This window comes from Klebsiella sp. 28 (assembly GCF_018223905.1).
Lineage (GTDB): Bacteria > Pseudomonadota > Gammaproteobacteria > Enterobacterales > Enterobacteriaceae > Klebsiella > Klebsiella pneumoniae.
Genome location: NZ_JAGRQY010000072.1, coordinates 1 through 18,374 on the forward strand (window position 1 = coordinate 1; position 18,374 = coordinate 18,374).

15 protein-coding genes are annotated in these 18,374 nt (G+C 59.0%); 11 read left to right on the top strand and 4 right to left on the bottom strand.

Going from position 1 to position 18,374, the window contains the following annotated elements; all coding sequences use genetic code 11:
• The 3 genes from KHQ28_RS13670 to fes all read right to left on the bottom strand — a co-directional run.
• The coding region (locus KHQ28_RS13670; RefSeq protein ID WP_211777616.1) for a condensation domain-containing protein at positions 1-2,297 on the bottom strand (2,297 nt) is incomplete at its 3' end.
• Positions 2,298-2,307: 10 nt separating this feature from the next.
• Entirely contained in the window at positions 2,308-2,511 is a 204-nt protein-coding gene (locus KHQ28_RS13675; RefSeq protein ID WP_004176919.1) for an MbtH family NRPS accessory protein, read from the bottom strand.
• A 27-nt stretch (positions 2,512-2,538) separates the two neighbouring features.
• Complete coding sequence (gene fes, locus KHQ28_RS13680; RefSeq protein ID WP_023283407.1) at positions 2,539-3,747, bottom strand: enterochelin esterase; 1,209 nt, start codon at positions 3,745-3,747, stop codon at positions 2,539-2,541.
• 259 nt (positions 3,748-4,006) lie between these two features.
• Between fes and fepA the strand changes: the two genes are divergently transcribed.
• The 7 genes from fepA (at position 4,007) to KHQ28_RS13715 (ending at position 12,361) form a co-directional block, all read left to right on the top strand.
• Positions 4,007-6,235, top strand: a complete 2,229-nt coding sequence (fepA, locus tag KHQ28_RS13685) for a siderophore enterobactin receptor FepA (protein WP_023159219.1) — start codon at positions 4,007-4,009, stop codon at positions 6,233-6,235.
• 66 nt (positions 6,236-6,301) lie between these two features.
• Positions 6,302-6,961, top strand: coding sequence for an enterobactin synthase subunit EntD (gene entD / locus KHQ28_RS13690; RefSeq protein WP_032419238.1), 660 nt, complete (start codon positions 6,302-6,304; stop codon positions 6,959-6,961).
• A 117-nt stretch (positions 6,962-7,078) separates the two neighbouring features.
• Entirely contained in the window at positions 7,079-8,020 is a 942-nt protein-coding gene (locus KHQ28_RS13695; protein WP_021441401.1) for a D-ribose ABC transporter substrate-binding protein, read from the top strand.
• Positions 8,021-8,030: 10 nt separating this feature from the next.
• Positions 8,031-8,639, top strand: a complete 609-nt coding sequence (locus KHQ28_RS13700) for a DUF2291 family protein (RefSeq protein ID WP_032419240.1) — start codon at positions 8,031-8,033, stop codon at positions 8,637-8,639.
• Positions 8,639-10,153: a sugar ABC transporter ATP-binding protein gene (locus KHQ28_RS13705; protein WP_211777617.1), complete on the top strand. Its 1,515-nt coding sequence runs from the start codon at positions 8,639-8,641 to the stop codon at positions 10,151-10,153. The genes KHQ28_RS13700 and KHQ28_RS13705 overlap by 1 nt, the downstream gene beginning before the upstream one ends.
• A 1-nt stretch (position 10,154) precedes the next feature.
• On the top strand, positions 10,155-11,243 hold the full coding sequence (locus tag KHQ28_RS13710; RefSeq protein WP_004885708.1) for an ABC transporter permease: 1,089 nt from the start codon (positions 10,155-10,157) through the stop codon (positions 11,241-11,243).
• 155 nt (positions 11,244-11,398) lie between these two features.
• Positions 11,399-12,361, top strand: a complete 963-nt coding sequence (locus KHQ28_RS13715; RefSeq protein WP_032419242.1) for an Rpn family recombination-promoting nuclease/putative transposase — start codon at positions 11,399-11,401, stop codon at positions 12,359-12,361.
• Here the strand turns inward: KHQ28_RS13715 and KHQ28_RS13720 are convergent.
• Entirely contained in the window at positions 12,358-13,308 is a 951-nt protein-coding gene (locus KHQ28_RS13720) for a sugar-binding transcriptional regulator (RefSeq protein WP_004893547.1), read from the bottom strand. The two genes, KHQ28_RS13715 and KHQ28_RS13720, sit on opposite strands and share 4 nt — an antisense overlap.
• A gap of 311 nt (positions 13,309-13,619) precedes the next feature.
• Here KHQ28_RS13720 and KHQ28_RS13725 point away from each other — a divergent pair, with 311 nt between their 5' ends.
• The 4 genes from KHQ28_RS13725 to KHQ28_RS13740 are packed head-to-tail and all read left to right on the top strand — an operon-like array spanning position 13,620 to position 18,360.
• A complete protein-coding gene (locus KHQ28_RS13725; protein WP_004178953.1) occupies positions 13,620-14,450 on the top strand; it encodes a transketolase in 831 nt (276 codons plus the stop codon).
• Positions 14,443-15,393: a transketolase family protein gene (locus tag KHQ28_RS13730; protein WP_004178952.1), complete on the top strand. Its 951-nt coding sequence runs from the start codon at positions 14,443-14,445 to the stop codon at positions 15,391-15,393. The genes KHQ28_RS13725 and KHQ28_RS13730 overlap by 8 nt, the downstream gene beginning before the upstream one ends.
• Before the next feature lie 34 nt (positions 15,394-15,427).
• Positions 15,428-16,846 (top strand): L-fucose/L-arabinose isomerase family protein, encoded by a 1,419-nt coding sequence (locus KHQ28_RS13735; protein WP_032419243.1) that lies wholly within the window; start codon positions 15,428-15,430, stop codon positions 16,844-16,846.
• A gap of 14 nt (positions 16,847-16,860) precedes the next feature.
• A complete protein-coding gene (locus KHQ28_RS13740; RefSeq protein ID WP_032419245.1) occupies positions 16,861-18,360 on the top strand; it encodes an FGGY family carbohydrate kinase in 1,500 nt (499 codons plus the stop codon).
• Positions 18,361-18,374: the final 14 nt, after the last annotated feature.

Here is an 18,374-nt window from a genome sequence, read left to right on the forward strand (position 1 = left end):
GCCGCCAGCTCAGGGCCGCAGGCCGGATACCAGCTGACGTCCACCGCCGCCTCCGTCGGGCCGTACAGGTTATGCAGCGGCGCGCCGGTCAAGCGCTCCCACTCGCGGCACAATTCCGTCGGCAGCGCTTCGCCGCTGCAGAATACCCGCCGCAGCGTGCGGCAGGCAGCGACGCTGTCGGCATCCAGCGAGGCGACAAACGCCGCCAGCATCGACGGCACAAAGTGGGTGGTGGTCACGCCGTAGCGGGCGAAGAACTGCTGCATCGCCTGCGGGTCGCGGTGCGCCTCCGGCTCGGCCATCACCAGCTGCGCGCCGGCGATAAACGGCCACCAGAATTCCCACACCGACACGTCGAAACTGCACGGCGTTTTCTGCGCCACCACGTCGTCGGCAGATAACGGATAGCGATCCTGCATCCACAGCAGGCGGTTGACGATGGCGGTCTGGCCGACCATCACCCCTTTCGGCCGCCCGGTGGAGCCGGAGGTAAAGATGATGTAGGCGGTATGGTCTGGTTTTGACAGCGCCAGCGGCGCGTCATCCCCGGCGGCCAGCGGCTGCTGGTAGCAGAGGCTTTCCAGCCCCGGAATATCGCCGAAGCGGGCCAGTTGATCCTCCGTGGCGATCAGCAGCGACGGCCGGGCGTCTTCCAGCATCATCCGCAGGCGGTCGTCCGGGTAGCCGGTGTCCAGCGGCAGCCAGGCGGCCCCCGCTTCGACAATGCCGTGCAGCGCCAGGGTCAGGAACACCGAGCGCGGCAGGGCCACCGCCACGCTGTCGCCCGGCTTCACGCCGCGCTGACGCAGCAGCTGCGCGAGCGCCACCACCTGCTGACGCATCTCGCGATAGCTGAACTGCCAGCGGGCGTCCGCCAGCGCCGGGGCATCCGGGGTCTTCCGCGCCTGGTCGGCCACCAGCGCGCTGAGGGTGGTGGCAGGCAGCGGCACAACGGTATCGTTGACCGCCGCCAGCCGGGCCAGCTCGTCGGCGGAGAGCATCTCTGCTTCGCCGCAGCGCAGCGCCGGATCGGCGGCGAACTGCGCCAGCAGCGCGGTCAGTCGCGCCATGTGGCGATGGAGCTCGGCTTCATCGTACCGGGCCTTGTTGGCGAGGATCTCCAGCGACAGGCCGCCGGTCTCATCCGGGAACAGCGCCAGCTCGAGATCGTTGACCGGGCCGGTGGCGAGGGTGTGGGTCACTGCCTCGACGCCGTCGATATCCAGCTGGTAATCAAAGACTTTGACGTTCAGCACCGGGCCGAACAGCGGTTCGTCCCCTGCCGCTTTGCCGCTGTCGCGGACGATCTGCTCGGCGTCATAGCGCTGATGGCGGCGCATCTTTTTCAGCTGAGCGGCGAGGCGCATCGCCAGGTCCGCCAGCGTCTCCCGGGCGTCAATATGCACCGCCAGAGGCAGGACATTGAGCACCGGCCCCGTCGAGGTCAGCGCGGCTGAACCCATCCGACGCATAAAGATAAAGCCCGCCGCGTAGTCCATCCGGTTGCACAGGCGGCCCAGCCACAGCGTGGTGAGCGCCAGCGCCAGGTCAGCGGGCTGACACTGCGGCGCATGGCTGGCCAGGCGGCGGAAGGCGTCGGCGTTCATCTCCAGCTTCATCCGCCAGATATCGCTCCCGGCGGCGCGCCCGCCCAGCGGTGCGGCAGAGAGTGAGGCAGGCGCCGGTAACGCCTGGCGCTGGGCCTGCCAGAAAGCTTTATCCCGCTGCCAGGCCTCGCTGCCGGCGTAGCGCTGGTACTCGTCCACCACCTCGGCGAAGGGGGTGAAAGGCGACTCAGGAGTGGCTTCCCCCCGCTGCCAGGCGCGATAAATGGCGGCGATCTGCCGGGTTATCGCCGGGAAGCTGAAGCCATCCACCAGCAAGTGGTGATAACGCTGATACCAGTACCAGCGGTCGTCGCCGACGCGCAGCAGCTGATGGCACACCAGCGGGTTGCCGCCGTCGACGCGCAGATCCTGCGCCAGATCCGCCTGCATCCGCTCCGTAGCGGCGCGATGCGGATCCGGCGCCGTCCGCAGGTCAATGATCGACGGTTCGGCAAAGGTGCGGTCGGCCGCCAGCCACTGCCAGACTTCCCCCTCCTCTTCCTCAAAGCGCAGGCTGAGGGTGTCCGCCTGCTGCAGACCGGCGACAATCGCTTTCCCCAGCAGCGTCGGGTCGAGGGCGCCGCGTAGTTCAACATAGTGGGCTACGCTCCAGGCGCCTGGCAGAGTGGAGAGGCGCTCAGCCATCCAGATCCCCGGCTGCGCGGCAACCAGCGGTAAACGAGTGGTCATTGTCAGCTCCTTATGACGCATGATGGGCGGGGGTCAGTGTCGACCAGTTGGCCGCCAGCCAGGCGTTGCAGGCCTCGGCCGACTGCGGGGGGCACACCACCGTCCAGCCGGCAGGCAGGTCGCAGTGCGCCGGCCACAGGCTGTACTGCTGTTGATCATTGCGCAGAATGTAAAACTGCCCTTGCGGATTGTCGAAGGGGTTACTGAATTGCATATCAAACTCCTGTCGTAAAACGCGATGCTAAGGGTGCGACAGCAGAGGCTGCCAGAGCTGGATAAGCCCTGCCGTCAGCCCGCCGCGCCAGCAAAGCGCATCATGCCCGCCGTCAACCTGACGCCAGAAAATCGTCTGCTGTGTTGTGGTGAGTTGCGCCAGTAGCGCCTGGTTCGCGCGAAAAATGATCGGTTCGCGTTGGCCCGCTTCCAGCCAGACGCGCAGCCCGGCCGCGGACACCTCACCCTGGCGAAGCTGTTCGCCGATAAAGCCCATCCCGCGGCCATCACGGTGCGGCCACCAGTAGGAGCCTGACTGGCTGAGCACGCAGCCAAAGCGCTGCGGCCAGTTGAGAGCGGCGAACATCGCCGCCAGACCGCCGAAGCTTTGCCCGGCCACCACCGTCCGATCCGGGCGGTCGCTGAACGGGGCATAGCCGTGGACCAGCGGCAGGAGCTCCTCCTGCACCGCCAGCCAGAAATCGCGGTGACAGGGCAGCTCAACCCCGCGGCGCTGGTTGTCGATCGCGTCGATCAGCAGGTAGACCGCCGGCGGCAGTCTCCCCTCGCGGGTCAGGGCGGCCAGCGGCGACCACACCGGCATGCTCTCGGCCCAGAACTGGCCGTCGAGCAGGATCGCCAGCGGCCGCGTTTGCGGGTCGACAGCCTCGCCGGTGGTGTAGATCCAGACCCGGCGATGGTTGCCCAGACGCGCGCTGCGCCACTCAAGGCAACGGGCGGCAGGATGCGCCTCATTAAGCGGGTCCCAGCCGGGCTGCGCGGGGGCCTGCGGCATCTCCAGGGCGGACACGCCATGGCCGCGTCCGCCCCGCCAGCTGTGCGGGTTCAGCGGATCGGCTATCGCCCGCGGCAGCAGTTTGCGCCAGCCTTCGCGTAGCAGCGCGCGGTCGGGCGCATCAGCGCTGAACACCTCAGGGGAAAAATCATCGTCACGGTCGGAGGGAATAAAACAGTAGCTGCCGCGCCAGGTCGGCGACAGCGTAGTGCGCCAGAACCAGGCGTCGGTCCCGGGGAGACGTTGCAGCGATTGCGGACGCGCATTCTGATGGTGGTCGGTCACGCCGGTGATATAGAGCCATACCCGACGATGGGGAGAGCAGGTTTCATCCCCCGCCGGGTCCCGCCACCAGAACGTTACCTCGATGGCGTCATCCACTGCGCGGCACTGCGGCCCCCGCAGGGTTTGCCACCACTCCTCGCTTCCTGTCCTTAACATTCTGTCATTAACCCTATGTATAGCGTGACTTTTTTAATTAATTGTCATTATTTATTGATAATATTATTGATAACTATTTGCATTTGCAATAGCGTATTAGCGCGCCGTGGGAAGCGCGTCTTTCATCAGAACATGTCAAATCGGGCTTATTCAGCCAGCGACGGAGTGCCTTTGCCCGCTTTTGGCAACATTTATGCCGCCTCCCCTCCCGGTGGGAAGGGGCGTTTGGGGAACGTGGCGACAAAAAGCAGGAATAACAATGAATAACAGGATCAAATCCCTGGCCTTGCTGGTCAATCTGGGAATTTACGGGGTTGCTTTTCCGTTAAGCGCAGCGGAAACCGCCACCGACGATAAAAACAGCGCCGCTGAAGAGACCATGGTGGTCACCGCCGCCGAGCAGAACCTGCAGGCGCCGGGCGTCTCCACCATCACCGCCGATGAGATCCGCAAACGCCCCCCGGCGCGCGACGTCTCGGAGATCATTCGCACCATGCCGGGGGTCAACCTGACCGGCAACTCCACCAGCGGCCAGCGCGGCAACAACCGCCAGATTGATATCCGCGGCATGGGCCCGGAAAATACCCTGATCCTGATCGACGGCAAGCCGGTCACCAGCCGCAACTCCGTGCGCCTTGGCTGGCGCGGCGAGCGCGACACCCGCGGCGATACCAGCTGGGTGCCGCCGGAGATGATCGAACGTATCGAAGTGATTCGCGGCCCGGCCGCCGCCCGCTACGGCAACGGCGCCGCCGGCGGCGTGGTGAATATCATCACCAAAAAAACCGGCGATGAGTGGCACGGCTCATGGAACACCTATATGAACGCCCCGGAGCACAAGGATGAAGGCTCCACCAAACGCACTAACTTCAGCCTCAGCGGCCCGCTGGGCGGCGATTTTAGCTTCCGCCTGTTCGGTAACCTCGACAAAACGCAGGCTGACGCCTGGGATATCAACCAGGGCCATCAGTCCGAGCGTACCGGGATCTATGCCGATACTCTGCCGGCCGGGCGCGAAGGGGTGAAAAACAAAAACATCGATGGTCTGGTGCGCTGGGAATTCGCTCCGATGCAGTCGCTGGAGTTTGAGGCCGGCTACAGCCGCCAGGGCAACCTCTACGCTGGCGACACCCAGAACACCAACACCAACGACCTGGTAAAAGAGAACTACGGTAAAGAGACCAACCGGCTGTACCGCAACACCTACTCGGTCACCTGGAACGGCGCCTGGGACAACGGGGTGACCACCAGCAACTGGGCGCAGTACGAGCGCACCCGCAACTCGCGCAAAGGCGAAGGCCTGGCCGGGGGCACCGAGGGGATCTTTAACAGTAATCAGTTCTCGGATATCGATCTGTCAGATGTGATGCTGCACAGTGAAGTCAGTATCCCGTTCGACTACCTGGTTAATCAGAACCTGACGCTGGGCAGCGAGTGGAATCAACAGCGGATGAAGGATAACGCGTCCAACACCCAGGCGCTGTCGGGAGGCGAAATTCCGGGTTACGACAGCACCGGCCGCAGCCCGTACTCGCAGGCGGAAATCTTCTCGCTGTTCGCCGAGAACAACATGGAGCTGACCGACACCACCATGCTGACTCCGGCGCTGCGTTTCGATCATCACAGCATTGTCGGCAATAACTGGAGCCCGTCCCTCAACCTGTCGCAGGGGCTGTGGGACGACTTCACGCTGAAGATGGGTATCGCTCGCGCCTATAAAGCACCGAGCCTGTATCAGACCAACCCGAACTATATTCTCTACAGCAAAGGACAGGGCTGCTACGCCAGTAAATCCGGTTGCTATCTGCAGGGTAACGACGACTTAAAAGCCGAGACCAGCATCAACAAAGAGATTGGCCTCGAGTTTAAACGCGACGGCTGGCTGGCGGGCGTCACCTGGTTCCGCAACGACTATCGCAATAAGATTGAAGCGGGCTATGCCCCGGTCTATACCAACGGCAGCGGCACTGACCTCTACCAGTGGGAAAACGTGCCGAAAGCGGTGGTGGAAGGCCTGGAAGGGACGTTGAACGTTCCGGTGAGCGAGACCGTCAACTGGACCAACAACATCACCTATATGCTGCAGAGTAAGAACAAAGAGACCGGCGATCGTCTGTCGATTATCCCGGAATACACGCTGAACTCCACCCTGAGCTGGCAGGTTCGCGATGACGTTTCGCTGCAGTCGACCTTCACCTGGTACGGCAAGCAGGAGCCGAAGAAGTACAACTACAAGGGTCAACCGGTCACCGGCAGCGAGAAGAACGAGGTTAGCCCCTACAGCATCCTCGGCCTGAGCGCGACCTGGGACGTCACCAAATACGTCAGTCTGACCGGCGGCGTGGATAACGTCTTCGACAAGCGCCACTGGCGCGCGGGCAACGCCCAGACCACCGGGGGCGCCACCGGCTATATGTATGGCGCCGGCGCCGAGACCTACAATGAATCGGGCCGCACCTGGTACCTGAGCGTCAACACCCACTTCTGATAGCGGGTTCTCCCTCCCCCGCCCTTGCTGGACAAAGGGCGGGGGCAACCGCGGTAACCTTATCCTATGCGCCACCATCGCACCGTTTTGCCTCTGGCCGGCTATACCATCCAGCAGATCGACTTCGACCCGGCGACTTTCCAGCCTGAAGATCTGTTCTGGCTGCCCTATCACGCCAGCCTGACCGGGTGGGGCGGCAAGCGGCAGGCGGAGCACCTGGCCGGACGCATCGCCGCGGCATACGCCCTGCGCGAGGTGGGGGAGAAACGGCTTCCCGCCATCGGCGACCAGCGCCAGCCGCTGTGGCCCACGCCCTGGTTCGGCAGCATAAGTCATTGCGGCCAGCGCGCGCTGGCGGTGATCGCCGATCGGCCGGTGGGCGTCGATATCGAGCGCCGGTTTACCCCACAGCTGGCCGCGGAGCTGGAGAGCAGCATTATCAGCCCGGCGGAAAAAACGGCGCTGCTGCGCAGCGGCCTGCCCTTCCCGCTGGCGCTGACGCTGGCGTTTTCGGCGAAAGAGAGTGGGTTTAAGGCCTGGTCCTCACACGCTTCCGGCCTGCCCGGCTTCCACAGCGCCCGGATTGTGGCGCTCACTGCGCAGCAGGTTCATTTACGTTTTACCGCCAGCTTCTCCCTGCAACTTGCTGATTTCCCCCTTCAAATCAATCATCTGATAAAAGACGATCTCGTTATTACCTGTACCTGCCCGACTCGCGAAGCGTGATCCTTTTCGCTTTTTAAGAAATTACCTGTGCAAACCGTAGACAGTTCTGACTGGCCGCTTTATGGTTACATTGAATAATAAATCATTATTGAATATATATTCAATGCGGAGATAATAATGAAAACTACCCTGATAAAGTCTGTTCTGTTTGCCTCCATGATGGCCGCATCTGGCTCACTTTTCGCCGCCGATAATGGCCTGATCGCAATCATTACCCCTTCACATGATAATCCTTTCTTTAAAGCCGAGGCTGACGGCGCAGCGGCGAAAGCAAAAGAACTGGGTTACAGCACCCTGGTCGCCTCTCACGACGACGACGTCAACAAACAAAACCAACTGATTGAAACGGCTATTGCGCGGAAAGCCAAAGCCATCATCCTTGATAATGCTGGCGCGGATGCTACCGTCGGCCCGCTGGAAAAAGCAAAAGCGGCAGGTGTGCCGGCATTTTTAATCGACAGGGAGATCAATAAAACCGGCGTCGCCGTGGCGCAGATCGTCTCTAACAACTATCAGGGCGCCCAGCTTGGCGCAGAAAAGTTTGCCAATCTCCTCAACGGTAAAGGCAAGTATGTCGAACTATTAGGTCGTCAGTCAGACACTAACGCCAGCGTCCGCTCGCAGGGTTATCACGATGTGCTGGACGACTATCCGGAAATGAAAATGGTCGCCCAGCAGACGGCGAACTGGAGCCAGACGGAGGCCTTTACCCGTATGGAAGCCATTCTGCAGACCAATCCGGATATCGTCGGCGTGATTTCCGGCAACGATACCATGGCGCTGGGGGCGGAAGCAGCGCTGAAAGCCGCGGGTAAAAACGACGTGATTGTTGTCGGCTTCGACGGCAGCGACTACACGCGCGACTCGATACTCAAGCAGGGCAACATTAAGGCCACGGTTCTCCAGCCCGGCTGGAAGCAGGCGCAAATGGCCGTGGAACAGGCGGACTTTTTCCTGAAGAACGGGAAAGCCCAGAAAGAAGAGAAGCAGTTGATGGACTGCATCCTCATCGATAGTGGCAATGCGAAAAAACTCAACATGTTCAACCTCAGCGAGTAAGGCGGAAATGATGCGGTTAAAACAATGGGGCGCCGTGCTGATGGGCTGCGCCGCCCTGTTGCTGACGGCCTGCACGGTGGTGGACTTAGATGAGAATGGCAAGCCAGTGCTGCCTGCCGACCCGAACGCGAAACCCAGCTTCGACCATCTCACCCCGCAGCAGATCGCGCAACAAACCTGGCAATCTCGAGTGATTGACGCAGCGAACCAACATGCGCTGGACGCGACTGCGCTGGAAAAAGTGCGCCAGGCGTCTGGCGCTACGCCACAGAGCGTCTTTGTCCGCCTGAACAGCGAGGTGACCGGGACTGACGTCAGCAACCCACGCGAGCAAAAGCTCACTCTTACGCTACTGGGCCAGCCGTTGGTCGTGCAGTTGGGTCCTGTCATGAGAGGCAACGCCATTCGCGATGCCAGCGGTTTTAAATTTGAAGACTTTACCAACCAGGTGCAGTTTGCGCAGCTTTCACGCGCCTACAACCGGGAGGCAATAAAATCGTTGCCGACAGTGGACGCGAGCTGGACAGGCAAGCCTGTCGATATTCTCTTTGCGGTCACGGTGGTTAACGGCAGCCTGCAGGATGCGGCCGCTCTTGAGCTAAAACAGGAGGCGCGCTGATGGCCAGTTCACCCGCAGAGGAAATCATTTTACGCACCCGTGGTATTTCCATGCTGTTCCCCGGCACGGTGGCCCTGGATAACGTCGACTACAACGTCTGGCGTGGCAAAGTTAACGTGATCATCGGCGAAAATGGCGCGGGTAAATCAACGCTCATGAAAATTCTCGCCGGTGTGCAACAGCCGAGCCTGGGCGAAATGGAACTCAACGGCAACATAGTCCATTTCTCCAGCACCCGCGAGGCCGCCGCCCACGGCATTGGTATGGTCCACCAGGAGCTGAACCTGTTTGAAAATCTTAGCGTCGCGGAAAATATCTTTCTTGGTCGCGAGCTACAGCGCGGGCTTACGCCAATTAACGAAGCAGAGCAGGAACGACAAGCCGCGGAGCTGTTGCAGCGACTCGATCAGCCGATCTCGCCGCGGGAGCTGGTGGGTAACCTGAAGGTCGGTCAGCAGCAGTTGGTTGAGATAGCCAAAGCGCTGGCGGAAAATGCGGACATTCTGATCCTTGATGAGCCTACATCCGCCTTAAGCAAAACCGAGGTGGATATCCTGTTTCGGGTCATCCGCGAGCTGACGCGTCAGGGGGTGTCCATCATCTACATCTCACACCGTCTGGAAGAGCTGATGGCCATCGGCGACGTCATTACCATTCTGCGTGACGGCAAATTCCAGGCGGAGGCCAGGGTGAGTGAAATTGATGTGCCATGGATCGTCCGTGAAATGCTGGGAAGCGATCCGGTAAGTCATTTTCTTCCCCCGAATCGCCGCTTCGGTGCCCCACTGCTGGAAGTGGAGAACCTGACCTGCGTGAATGCCGCGGGCAATACGGTGGTGGATAACGTCAGTTTTAAAGCACATGCCGGTGAAATTATTGGGATCTACGGTCTAATGGGCGCCGGACGAACCGAGCTGTTTGAATGTCTGCTGGGGACAGCGCGCCACTACTTTGGCAAGATCTGGCTGGACAGCAAACCGGTTCCCCAGCGGTTAACCACGGCCGAACGCATCCGCATGGGCATGAGTCTGGTGCCGGAAGATCGTAAGCGGACCGGGATTTTTCCCATCTCTTCAGTCGCCAGCAATCTGACCATTGCCAGCCTGTGGCGTCGTCTTCAGCGCGGGGTAACCATTGCCAATAAAGAGGAAGAGGCCGTCGTCGCCAGCACAATTGGCAATCTATCCATCAAGGTCTCATCACCAGAAGTCGAGATCCAGGCGCTCAGCGGCGGCAATCAGCAAAAGGTGGTTATTGGCCGTTCGCTGTTAACCAATCCGAAGGTGCTGTTTCTTGACGAGCCTACGCGCGGAATCGACATCGGCGCCAAGGGGGATGTGTTTCGCATGATGGTGCAATTGTCGCAGCAGGGAATGGCGGTGGTGTTCTCCACCTCCGATTTAAAAGAAATCATGGCGGTCTCTGACCGTATCCTGGTGATNNTGACCGCCGATATCGTTCGTGACCAGGCCGAAGAGTCGGCGCTGGTTTCAGCAAGCGCTCAGGGGTTCTAAGATGAAAATGACACAATCGGTCGCACTGGCGCCGCGCGGCGGAGCCTCTCTCTCCCGTGAAAATATCCTGCTGTTGTTATTAAAACTGCGCACCTTTATCGCGCTGTTCCTGATTGTCGGCTTCTTCACGATGACCGTGCCCGGTTTTTTATCCGCTGGCAGCATGGTGATTATGATTAAACACATTGCGATTAACGCCTTTCTGGCGTTGGGGATCACCTTTGTCATTATCACTGCCGGTATCGACCTTTCGATTGGCGCTACGCTCGGTCTCTGCGGAATGATAGCCGGCTGGCTTATCACCAAAGGGATCGTCTTGCCGATGTTCGGTATCGCCATTTTTCCAAGCGTGTGGGTCATTGTGCCCCTGGTGCTGCTGATAGGCGCGCTGATTGGCGCCGTTAATGGCTGGATCATTACCCGCTACAATGTGGCGCCGTTTATCTGCACCCTCGGTACTATGTATGTGCTCCGCGGAGCCGCGATGCTGACCTCTGATGGCCAAACCTTCCCCGGGCTCGCGGGCAATCCGCAGCTGGGCAACACGGGTTTCGATGAAATTGGCGCAGGTGCGCTCTTTGGCATCCCGTGGGCCATCTGGCTGATGATCCTCCTGGCGCTGATCATCGCCTATATCGCCCGGCGTTTGCCTTTTGGCCGCCATGTTTATGCGATCGGTGACAATGAGCGTGCCGCCGAGCTATCCGGCGTGAAAGTGAAGCAAATTAAAGTGCTGGTCTACACGCTGTCCGGCTTTTGCGCCGCCATAGCCGGGATCGTGGTCTCCGCACAGCTGCTGGCCAGCCATCCGGCTAACGGTACCGCTTTTGAGATGAATGCTATCGCCGCCGTCGTACTGGGCGGAACATCGCTGGCCGGCGGCCGGGGAACCATTCTGGGTACGCTGATTGGTGCATTTGTCATCGGTTTTCTCGCCGACGGGCTGGTGATGATGGGGGTAAGCGAGTTCTGGCAGATGGTCATCAAAGGGATCGTGATTATTGTGGCGGTCATTATCGATCAGATGCAAAACCGGATGCAGCAGAAGGCGGCGGTGGTCGCCCAGAAAGCGGTCATGGAGAATAAGTAACCGCAAGACCTCCTGTGGCTCAGGCCACAGGGGGAGCGGGCCTGACTCACGATGCGCCTTTCTCCGAGGCGCTTCGCAAAATCTCATCGAAAAATCCTGCCCGACGGCAAGCAGTGGTAGCATCCCGCCACTCTGCTCTGCCAGGCAAGGAAGCCATGAAAAAACGTCCTCACTCGACCCCGCACGACAGTCTGTTTAAGCGCTTTCTGCGCGACAGCGAAACCGCACGCGATTTTCTGGATATTCATCTGCCGCCCGCGCTGCGGCAACTGTGCGACTTAAGCACTCTGCACCTGGAATCCGGGAGCTTTGTTGAGGACAACCTGCGCGCCAGCTATTCCGATATTCTCTACTCTCTGCATACCAGCAAGGGAGAGGGCTATATCTATGTCGTCATTGAGCATCAGAGCACCCCGGACAGCCATATGGCGTTCAGACTCCTGCGCTATGCCCTCGCGGCCATGCAACAGCATCTTGATCGCGGCCATAAAGCGCTGCCGCTGGTAATTCCCATGCTGTTTTATCATGGCAGCATTTCTCCCTATCCCTTTTCACTGTGCTGGCTGGACGAGTTCCCACCTGACTCACCGGCAAAACAGCTTTATCTCGGGGCCTTTCCGCTCGTCGATGTGACCGATATTCCCGACGACGCCATATTACAGCATCGGCGGATCGCGCTTCTGGAACTGGTCCAGAAACACATCCGTCAACGCGATCTCAGCTATATCCTCCAGCAGTTGGTGGAGGTGGTGCTGATGGGATACACTGACCACCAGCAGTTCAAAACGTTATTTACCTATATGTCGCTGCATGGCAATAGCGCCGACCCGGAAAACTTTATCGACCAGCTGGTCGAACGTCTGCCGCAATATGAGGATACCCTGATGACGATTGCCGAGTACCTGAAGCAGAAAGGTCGCGAAGAGGGAAAACAACGCTGGTTACAGGAAGGCTTGAACGAAGGTTTACAGGCGGGTGAGCATCGCGAAGCCTGCCGCATCGCACTGATGATGTTAGAGAACGGCATGGACACTGAAACCGTATTGCGGATGACTCGCCTCAGCGCGGACGAACTGGCGATGCTGGCGCGCCAGGCACGCCAGTCTCCCCCCGCTTAGCCCTTAATTAACGCGCGCGCGGTCGGGAAGTCGGTGATCAGGACATCAATATAGTCGCCCTGCAACGCGCCGCGGATGGCGTTCTCTTTGTCCACGCCGCCGGCCAGCGCAATCACCTGCGGACAGCGACGAATTTGCTCAAGTTCCATACCGATCACCGGATCCTCATCCTGGCTCAGTACCGGTTTGCCCGCCGCATCATAGTAATGCAGGCAGATATCCCCCACCGCGCCGCGCGCCGCCAGCAGCTGGAGCATGGTTTCATTATAATAGTTACCGGAGTTTTTCAGCAGCTGCGAAGGCTCCAGTTCACCAATACCGACGATGGCCACATCCACTTCGGCAAATTTCGCCACCACCGCCGCGACGTCCGGGCTGTTTACCAGACGGCTGCGCTCCTCCACGGAGTGCTCAATACTCTGCGACGGCAACAGCCACGCCGGGCAGCCTAAATGCGCCGCCAGCTGCTGGGTTAAGATGGTGGCCTGCACGTTGCCGTTGGGACCGACGCCGCCCAACAGCTGAATCACCCCGGCGGCGCGAATGTTCTGCGGATGCATCTCATCCACCATGCAGCGGATCGTACTGCTCCAGGACGAGATCCCCACGAGGTCTTCCGGCCGCAGCCGCGTTTCGACATAGTGCGCCGCTGCGCTGCCGATGGCATGCTTTACCTGACTGTAACTGGCGTTCTCGCCCACATCGACGACTATCGCCTGTCGAATGCCAAAACGCTCCTCAATCGCCTTTTCCAGATCGACAAAAATGTTTGTCGGCTGGACCACGGTAATTTTCACAAGCCCCTCTTTCTGACAGCGGGTAAGCGCCCGTGAAACAAAAGACTGGGACAGATGCAGCAGCGAGGCGATCTCGGACTGCTTTTTATTCTCGCTGTAGTAAAGCGTGGCGATCTTCACCAGCAACCGCTGTTCATCCTGCTTCGACATGGCATTCCCCTCTGTTTTCTGCTCGTTATTTTTATGCATCATTGAATAGATAACAAGCGCAGCGCCCTTTTCCCGACGATCCAAATGTGATCGTTTTCTCCTTTTTTAGAAAATAGGCCGTACAAATCGTGGACAAACCCCGTGACAGGGCATATCTTACCAATGTGAATAATAAATCAGTAGTGAATATATATTCAATCGCTTATTAATACCTTGTTTTGTCGACGATAAAAGGTAGTCAGGATGGGAAGTGTTTCTTTACCCTGCTGGAATATTTATTCACACAAGAATTTACTTTCAAGAGGTGTTTTATGAATCCGTTTTCACTCTCCGTTAAGGAGTTAGAACAAAAAGCACGCGCCATCCGCCGCCGCATCATCGTCTTAAATGCGGAAAGCCCGGCAGGCGGCCACACCGGTGCCGATCTGTCACAAGTCGAACTTCTGACCGCCCTCTATTTTCGTATCCTTAACTGCTCCCCTGCGCGAAAAGAGAGTGACGACCGCGATATCTATATTCAGTCGAAGGGGCACGCTGTCGGTGGTTACTACTGCGTCCTGGCCGAAGCAGGCTTTATTCCCGTTGACTGGCTGGCAACCTATCAACACGCCGACTCGGCTCTGCCAGGACACCCGGTAAAGCACAAAACGCCAGGTATTGAGCTCAATACCGGTGCGCTGGGCCATGGTCTGCCCGTGGCGGTAGGCATTGCGCTGGCAGCGAAACGCGATAACAACCCGCGTCGCGTATTTGTCGTCACCGGCGATGGCGAACTGGCGGAGGGCAGCAACTGGGAGGCCGCGCTGGTCGCCGCCCACTACCAACTGGATAACCTTATTATTATCAACGACAAAAATAATCTGCAGCTGGCCGGTGCGACCAAAGAGATCATGAATACCGATCCGCTGGATGAAAAATGGCGCGCTTTCGGCATGGAGGTCACACAGTGCAACGGCAACGATATGGCGGAGGTGGTCGCCACGCTTGAGCGCTTGCAGCCGAACGGGAAACCACACGTCGTGATTGCCAATACCACCAAAGGCGCAGGTATTTCCTTTATTCAGGGACGCCCCGAATGGCATCACCGGGTACCGAAAGGAGAAGAAATTGAACTGGCGCTGGAGGAACTGAAAGATGAGTAATAGCGAACATCTCGCCACGGTGATGGTGAATGCCTTTATTGATGCCGTAGACCGCGGCGTGGATCTGGTGCCGGTGGTGGCCGACTCCACCTCAACGGCGAAAATTGCCCCGTTTATCAAAAGATTCCCTGGCCGGCTGGTCAACGTCGGCATCGCCGAGCAGACGCTGGTTGGCGCTGCCGCCGGCCTGGCGCTGGGGGGTAAAGTGGCCGTGACCTGCAACGCGGCGCCATTCCTTATTTCACGTGCTAATGAACAGATTAAGGTCGACGTTTGCTACAACAACACCAACGTCAAACTGTTCGGGCTGAACGCGGGCGCCAGCTACGGTCCACTGGCCAGCACCCACCACAGTATTGACGATATCGCCATTCTGCGCGGTTTTGGCAATATTGAAATTTACGCACCGTCCAGTCCCGGCGAGTGCCGGCAGATTATTGATTATGCCCTTGCCCACGTCGGGCCAGTGTATATCCGCCTCGACGGTAAAGCGCTGCCGGAACTGCATGATGAACATTACCGGTTTATTCCGGGCAACATTGATGTGCTGCGTCTGGGGCGCGATATTGCGCTGGTTGCCATGGGCTCAACGGTACATGAAATTGTGGAAGCCGCCGCACAACTCGCTGCAGAAGGTATTGACGCCACCGTTATCAGTGTCCCATCTATTCGTCCTTGTGATACCCAGGCGCTACTGGCGGCAATCCAGTCCTGTCCGGCCGCAATCACGGTGGAAGAACACAACGTCAACGGCGGCGTCGGGAGCCTGGTGGCGGAAGTGCTGGCCGAGGCCGGGTGCGCTATCCCGTTGCGGCGCTTAGGTATCCCTGACGGGCAATACGCCATTGCCGCCGATCGCGCCGCCACGCGCGCGCGCCATGAAATTGATGCCGCCGGGGTGGTGAAGCACGCCCGCAAGCTGCTCACAAAAAAAGCATGCTGAAAAATAACAAGAACATCTTACTGGAGAGAACGCAATGTCCCGTATTCCTCAACAACTCACCATGGGCGTCATTATTGGCAACCGGGGATTTTTCCCCAGCTACCTGGTCGCCGAAGCGCGCGAACAGGCGGTAGCGCTGTTTAGCCGCCTTGGGATTAACACTATTATGCTTGATCCATCCCAGACGGAACTGGGTGGCGTGGAAACCCGGCAGGATGCCAAAATTTGCGCCGAGCTGTTCCGCAGCCACCGCGACAACATTCACGGTGTCGTGGTGCTGTTACCCAACTTTGGTGATGAAAAAGCCATCGCCGAAACGTTGCGCCTCTCCGGTCTCAACGTCCCGGTGCTTATTCAGGCCGAAGAGGATAATCTGGATAAAATGGGGTTGTCGACTCGCCGCGATAGCTTTTGCGGCAAAATTTCCCTTTGCAACAACCTGCGCCAGTACGGTATCCCGTTTACGCTGACCACCCAGCACGTTTGCGCGCTTAGCGGCGAGGTGTTTGAGCAGGATCTCCGGCGCTTCACGCAGATATGTCGCGTGGTGAACAGTATGCGCGGCGTGCGCGTTGGCGCGATTGGCGCCCGTCCAGCGGGCTTTAACACCGTTCGCTACAGTGAAAAACTGCTCGAACGTTTAGGCATCGCAGTGGAAACGTTAGATCTATCAGAGGTATTTACCCGGATTAAAGCCCTGCGTGATGACGATATTCGTGTGGATGAGAAGCGCCGCCTGCTGATCGATAATGCCGACGCCAGCGGTATTCCGGCAGATAAACTGATCACCATGGCGAAACTGTTTGTGGTCCTGAGCGAGTGGATTGTTGCCAACGACATCGACACCACCGCAATTCAGTGCTGGACCTCGCTGCAGGAAAATCTGGGGATTAACGTCTGCTCCATCATGAGCGTGATGTCCGGACAACTGATGCCAAGCGCCTGTGAGGTCGATGTCATGGGCGCGCTCTCCATGTACGCGCTCGCCAGCAGCAACCTGAGCCCCGCCTCGATCGCAGACTGGAACAATAACTTCGGCGACGATCGTGATAAATGTGTGCTGTTCCATTGTGGGAACTTTGCCTCGACCAGCCTTGAGTCGCCGCACATGGGAACGGCCGATATTATCGGCACCACCGTCGGCAAAGAGAACACCTGCGGTGCCGTGCACGGTCGCATGAAAAGCGGCGCGCTGACCTATTTTCGCCTCAGCACCGACGACCTGACTGGCGAAATCAAGGCCTACGTCGGAGAAGGTCAGTCAGTTGACGATCCCCTCGATACGGTAGGCTGTCGGGCGGTCATTCAGGTTCCCCACCTGGAAAATCTGCTGTCGTGGATCTGCCGCAACGGCTTTGAGCACCATGTCGCGATGAACCATTCTGCCAGTGCCGCAATTTTGCACGAGGCATTTACGCGCTACCTGGGCGTATCGACCTATCTCCACCAGTAAGGCCGGAGGCCGCTATGTCGGTAAACAAGGATATTATTATTGCCCTCGATGAGGGCACAACCAATGCCAAAGCCGTTGCCTTCGACAGCCACGGGCGGGTAATCGCGCAATTTTCCCGCGCGCTTGAGATCGCTACGCCGCAGGAAGGATGGGTTGAACAGTCAGCGGAGCTTCTGCTTGCCGCGTCGCTGGAGGTGATTTCTCGCACAGTGGCCGCCGTTGGCGCGGAGCGTGTGGCGGCCCTGGCGATCAGCAACCAGCGCGAAACCGTCGTGGGCTGGTATCGGGAAACGGGCGAGGTCATAGCGCCTGCCCTGAGCTGGCAATGTTCACGTACTGCCGCATTTTGCCACATGCTGCGTGAACAAGGTCATGAGCCGCAGATCAAGGCGGTAACCGGCCTGCCAGTCGCCCCGCTCTTTTCCGCCTCGAAAATGCGCTGGCTGCTGGACCACACTCCGGATGGTCTGAACCGAGCGAAAGATGGCGAGATTTGCCTCGGTACGGTGGATAGCTGGCTACTCTGGCACCTGACGCAAGGCCAGCATTTTTGTTGTGATTACGCCAACGCGTCTCGTACACAGCTCATGAATTTGCAAACAGCGGACTGGGATACCGATATGCTCGCCCTGTTTGGCATTCCGCGTGCAGCACTCCCGGTGATAAAACCTTCAAGTGGACTGTTTGGTTACACCGCTGGTTTAGCCACCCTCCCTGATGGGATCCCGGTAATGGCGATGATTGGCGATTCGCATGCCGCCCTTTTCGCCCACGGTCTGGGCGCCACCGGTTGTGTTAAAGCCACTTACGGTACAGGGACCTCGGTGATGGCGCCCGTCGATTCGGTGGCGTTTCACGTCAGCAATCTCGCCACCACGGTGGCCTGGCACGACGGAGAAAAGCTGGTCTACGCACTCGAGGGGAACATTCCCCATACCGGCGATGCGGTGGCGTGGATGGCCGACAGTACCGGATTGAGCGAACGCTCTCCCGCCGAACTGGCCCAGGCGCTGAATGCTCTGCCTCGTTCGGTAGATTCCACCTTAGGCGTCTTTTTTGTGCCGGCGCTCACCGGCATGGGCGCACCCTGGTGGGACGATAAGGCCCGCGGTTTGATCCATGGATTAAGCCGGGGCGTGAAGCGGGCCCATCTCATTCGTGCCGCGCTAGAGTCAATTACCTACCAGATTGCCGATGTAATCACTGCGATGCGTGCCCATCATGGCTTTACGCTCAACACGCTGCTGGTGGATGGGGGACCCACCAAAAACGACTGGTTAATGCAGTACCAGGCCGACCTGCTAGGTTGTCCGGTGATGCGCAGCGATGTGGCCGAGCTGTCGGCGACCGGCGCGGCACTGCTGGCGCGTAAAGCGTTGCACAAGCTGACGGTGGCAGAGCTTCAGCCCTTTTTACCAGAACACATCACTTATGCACCAGACCTGCTCCGGCATCATCGGCTTGTGCAGCGATGGCAGTCCTGGCAACACGCGGTGACGCTGGCAAGACGCTGAGCGCAACCCAGCCG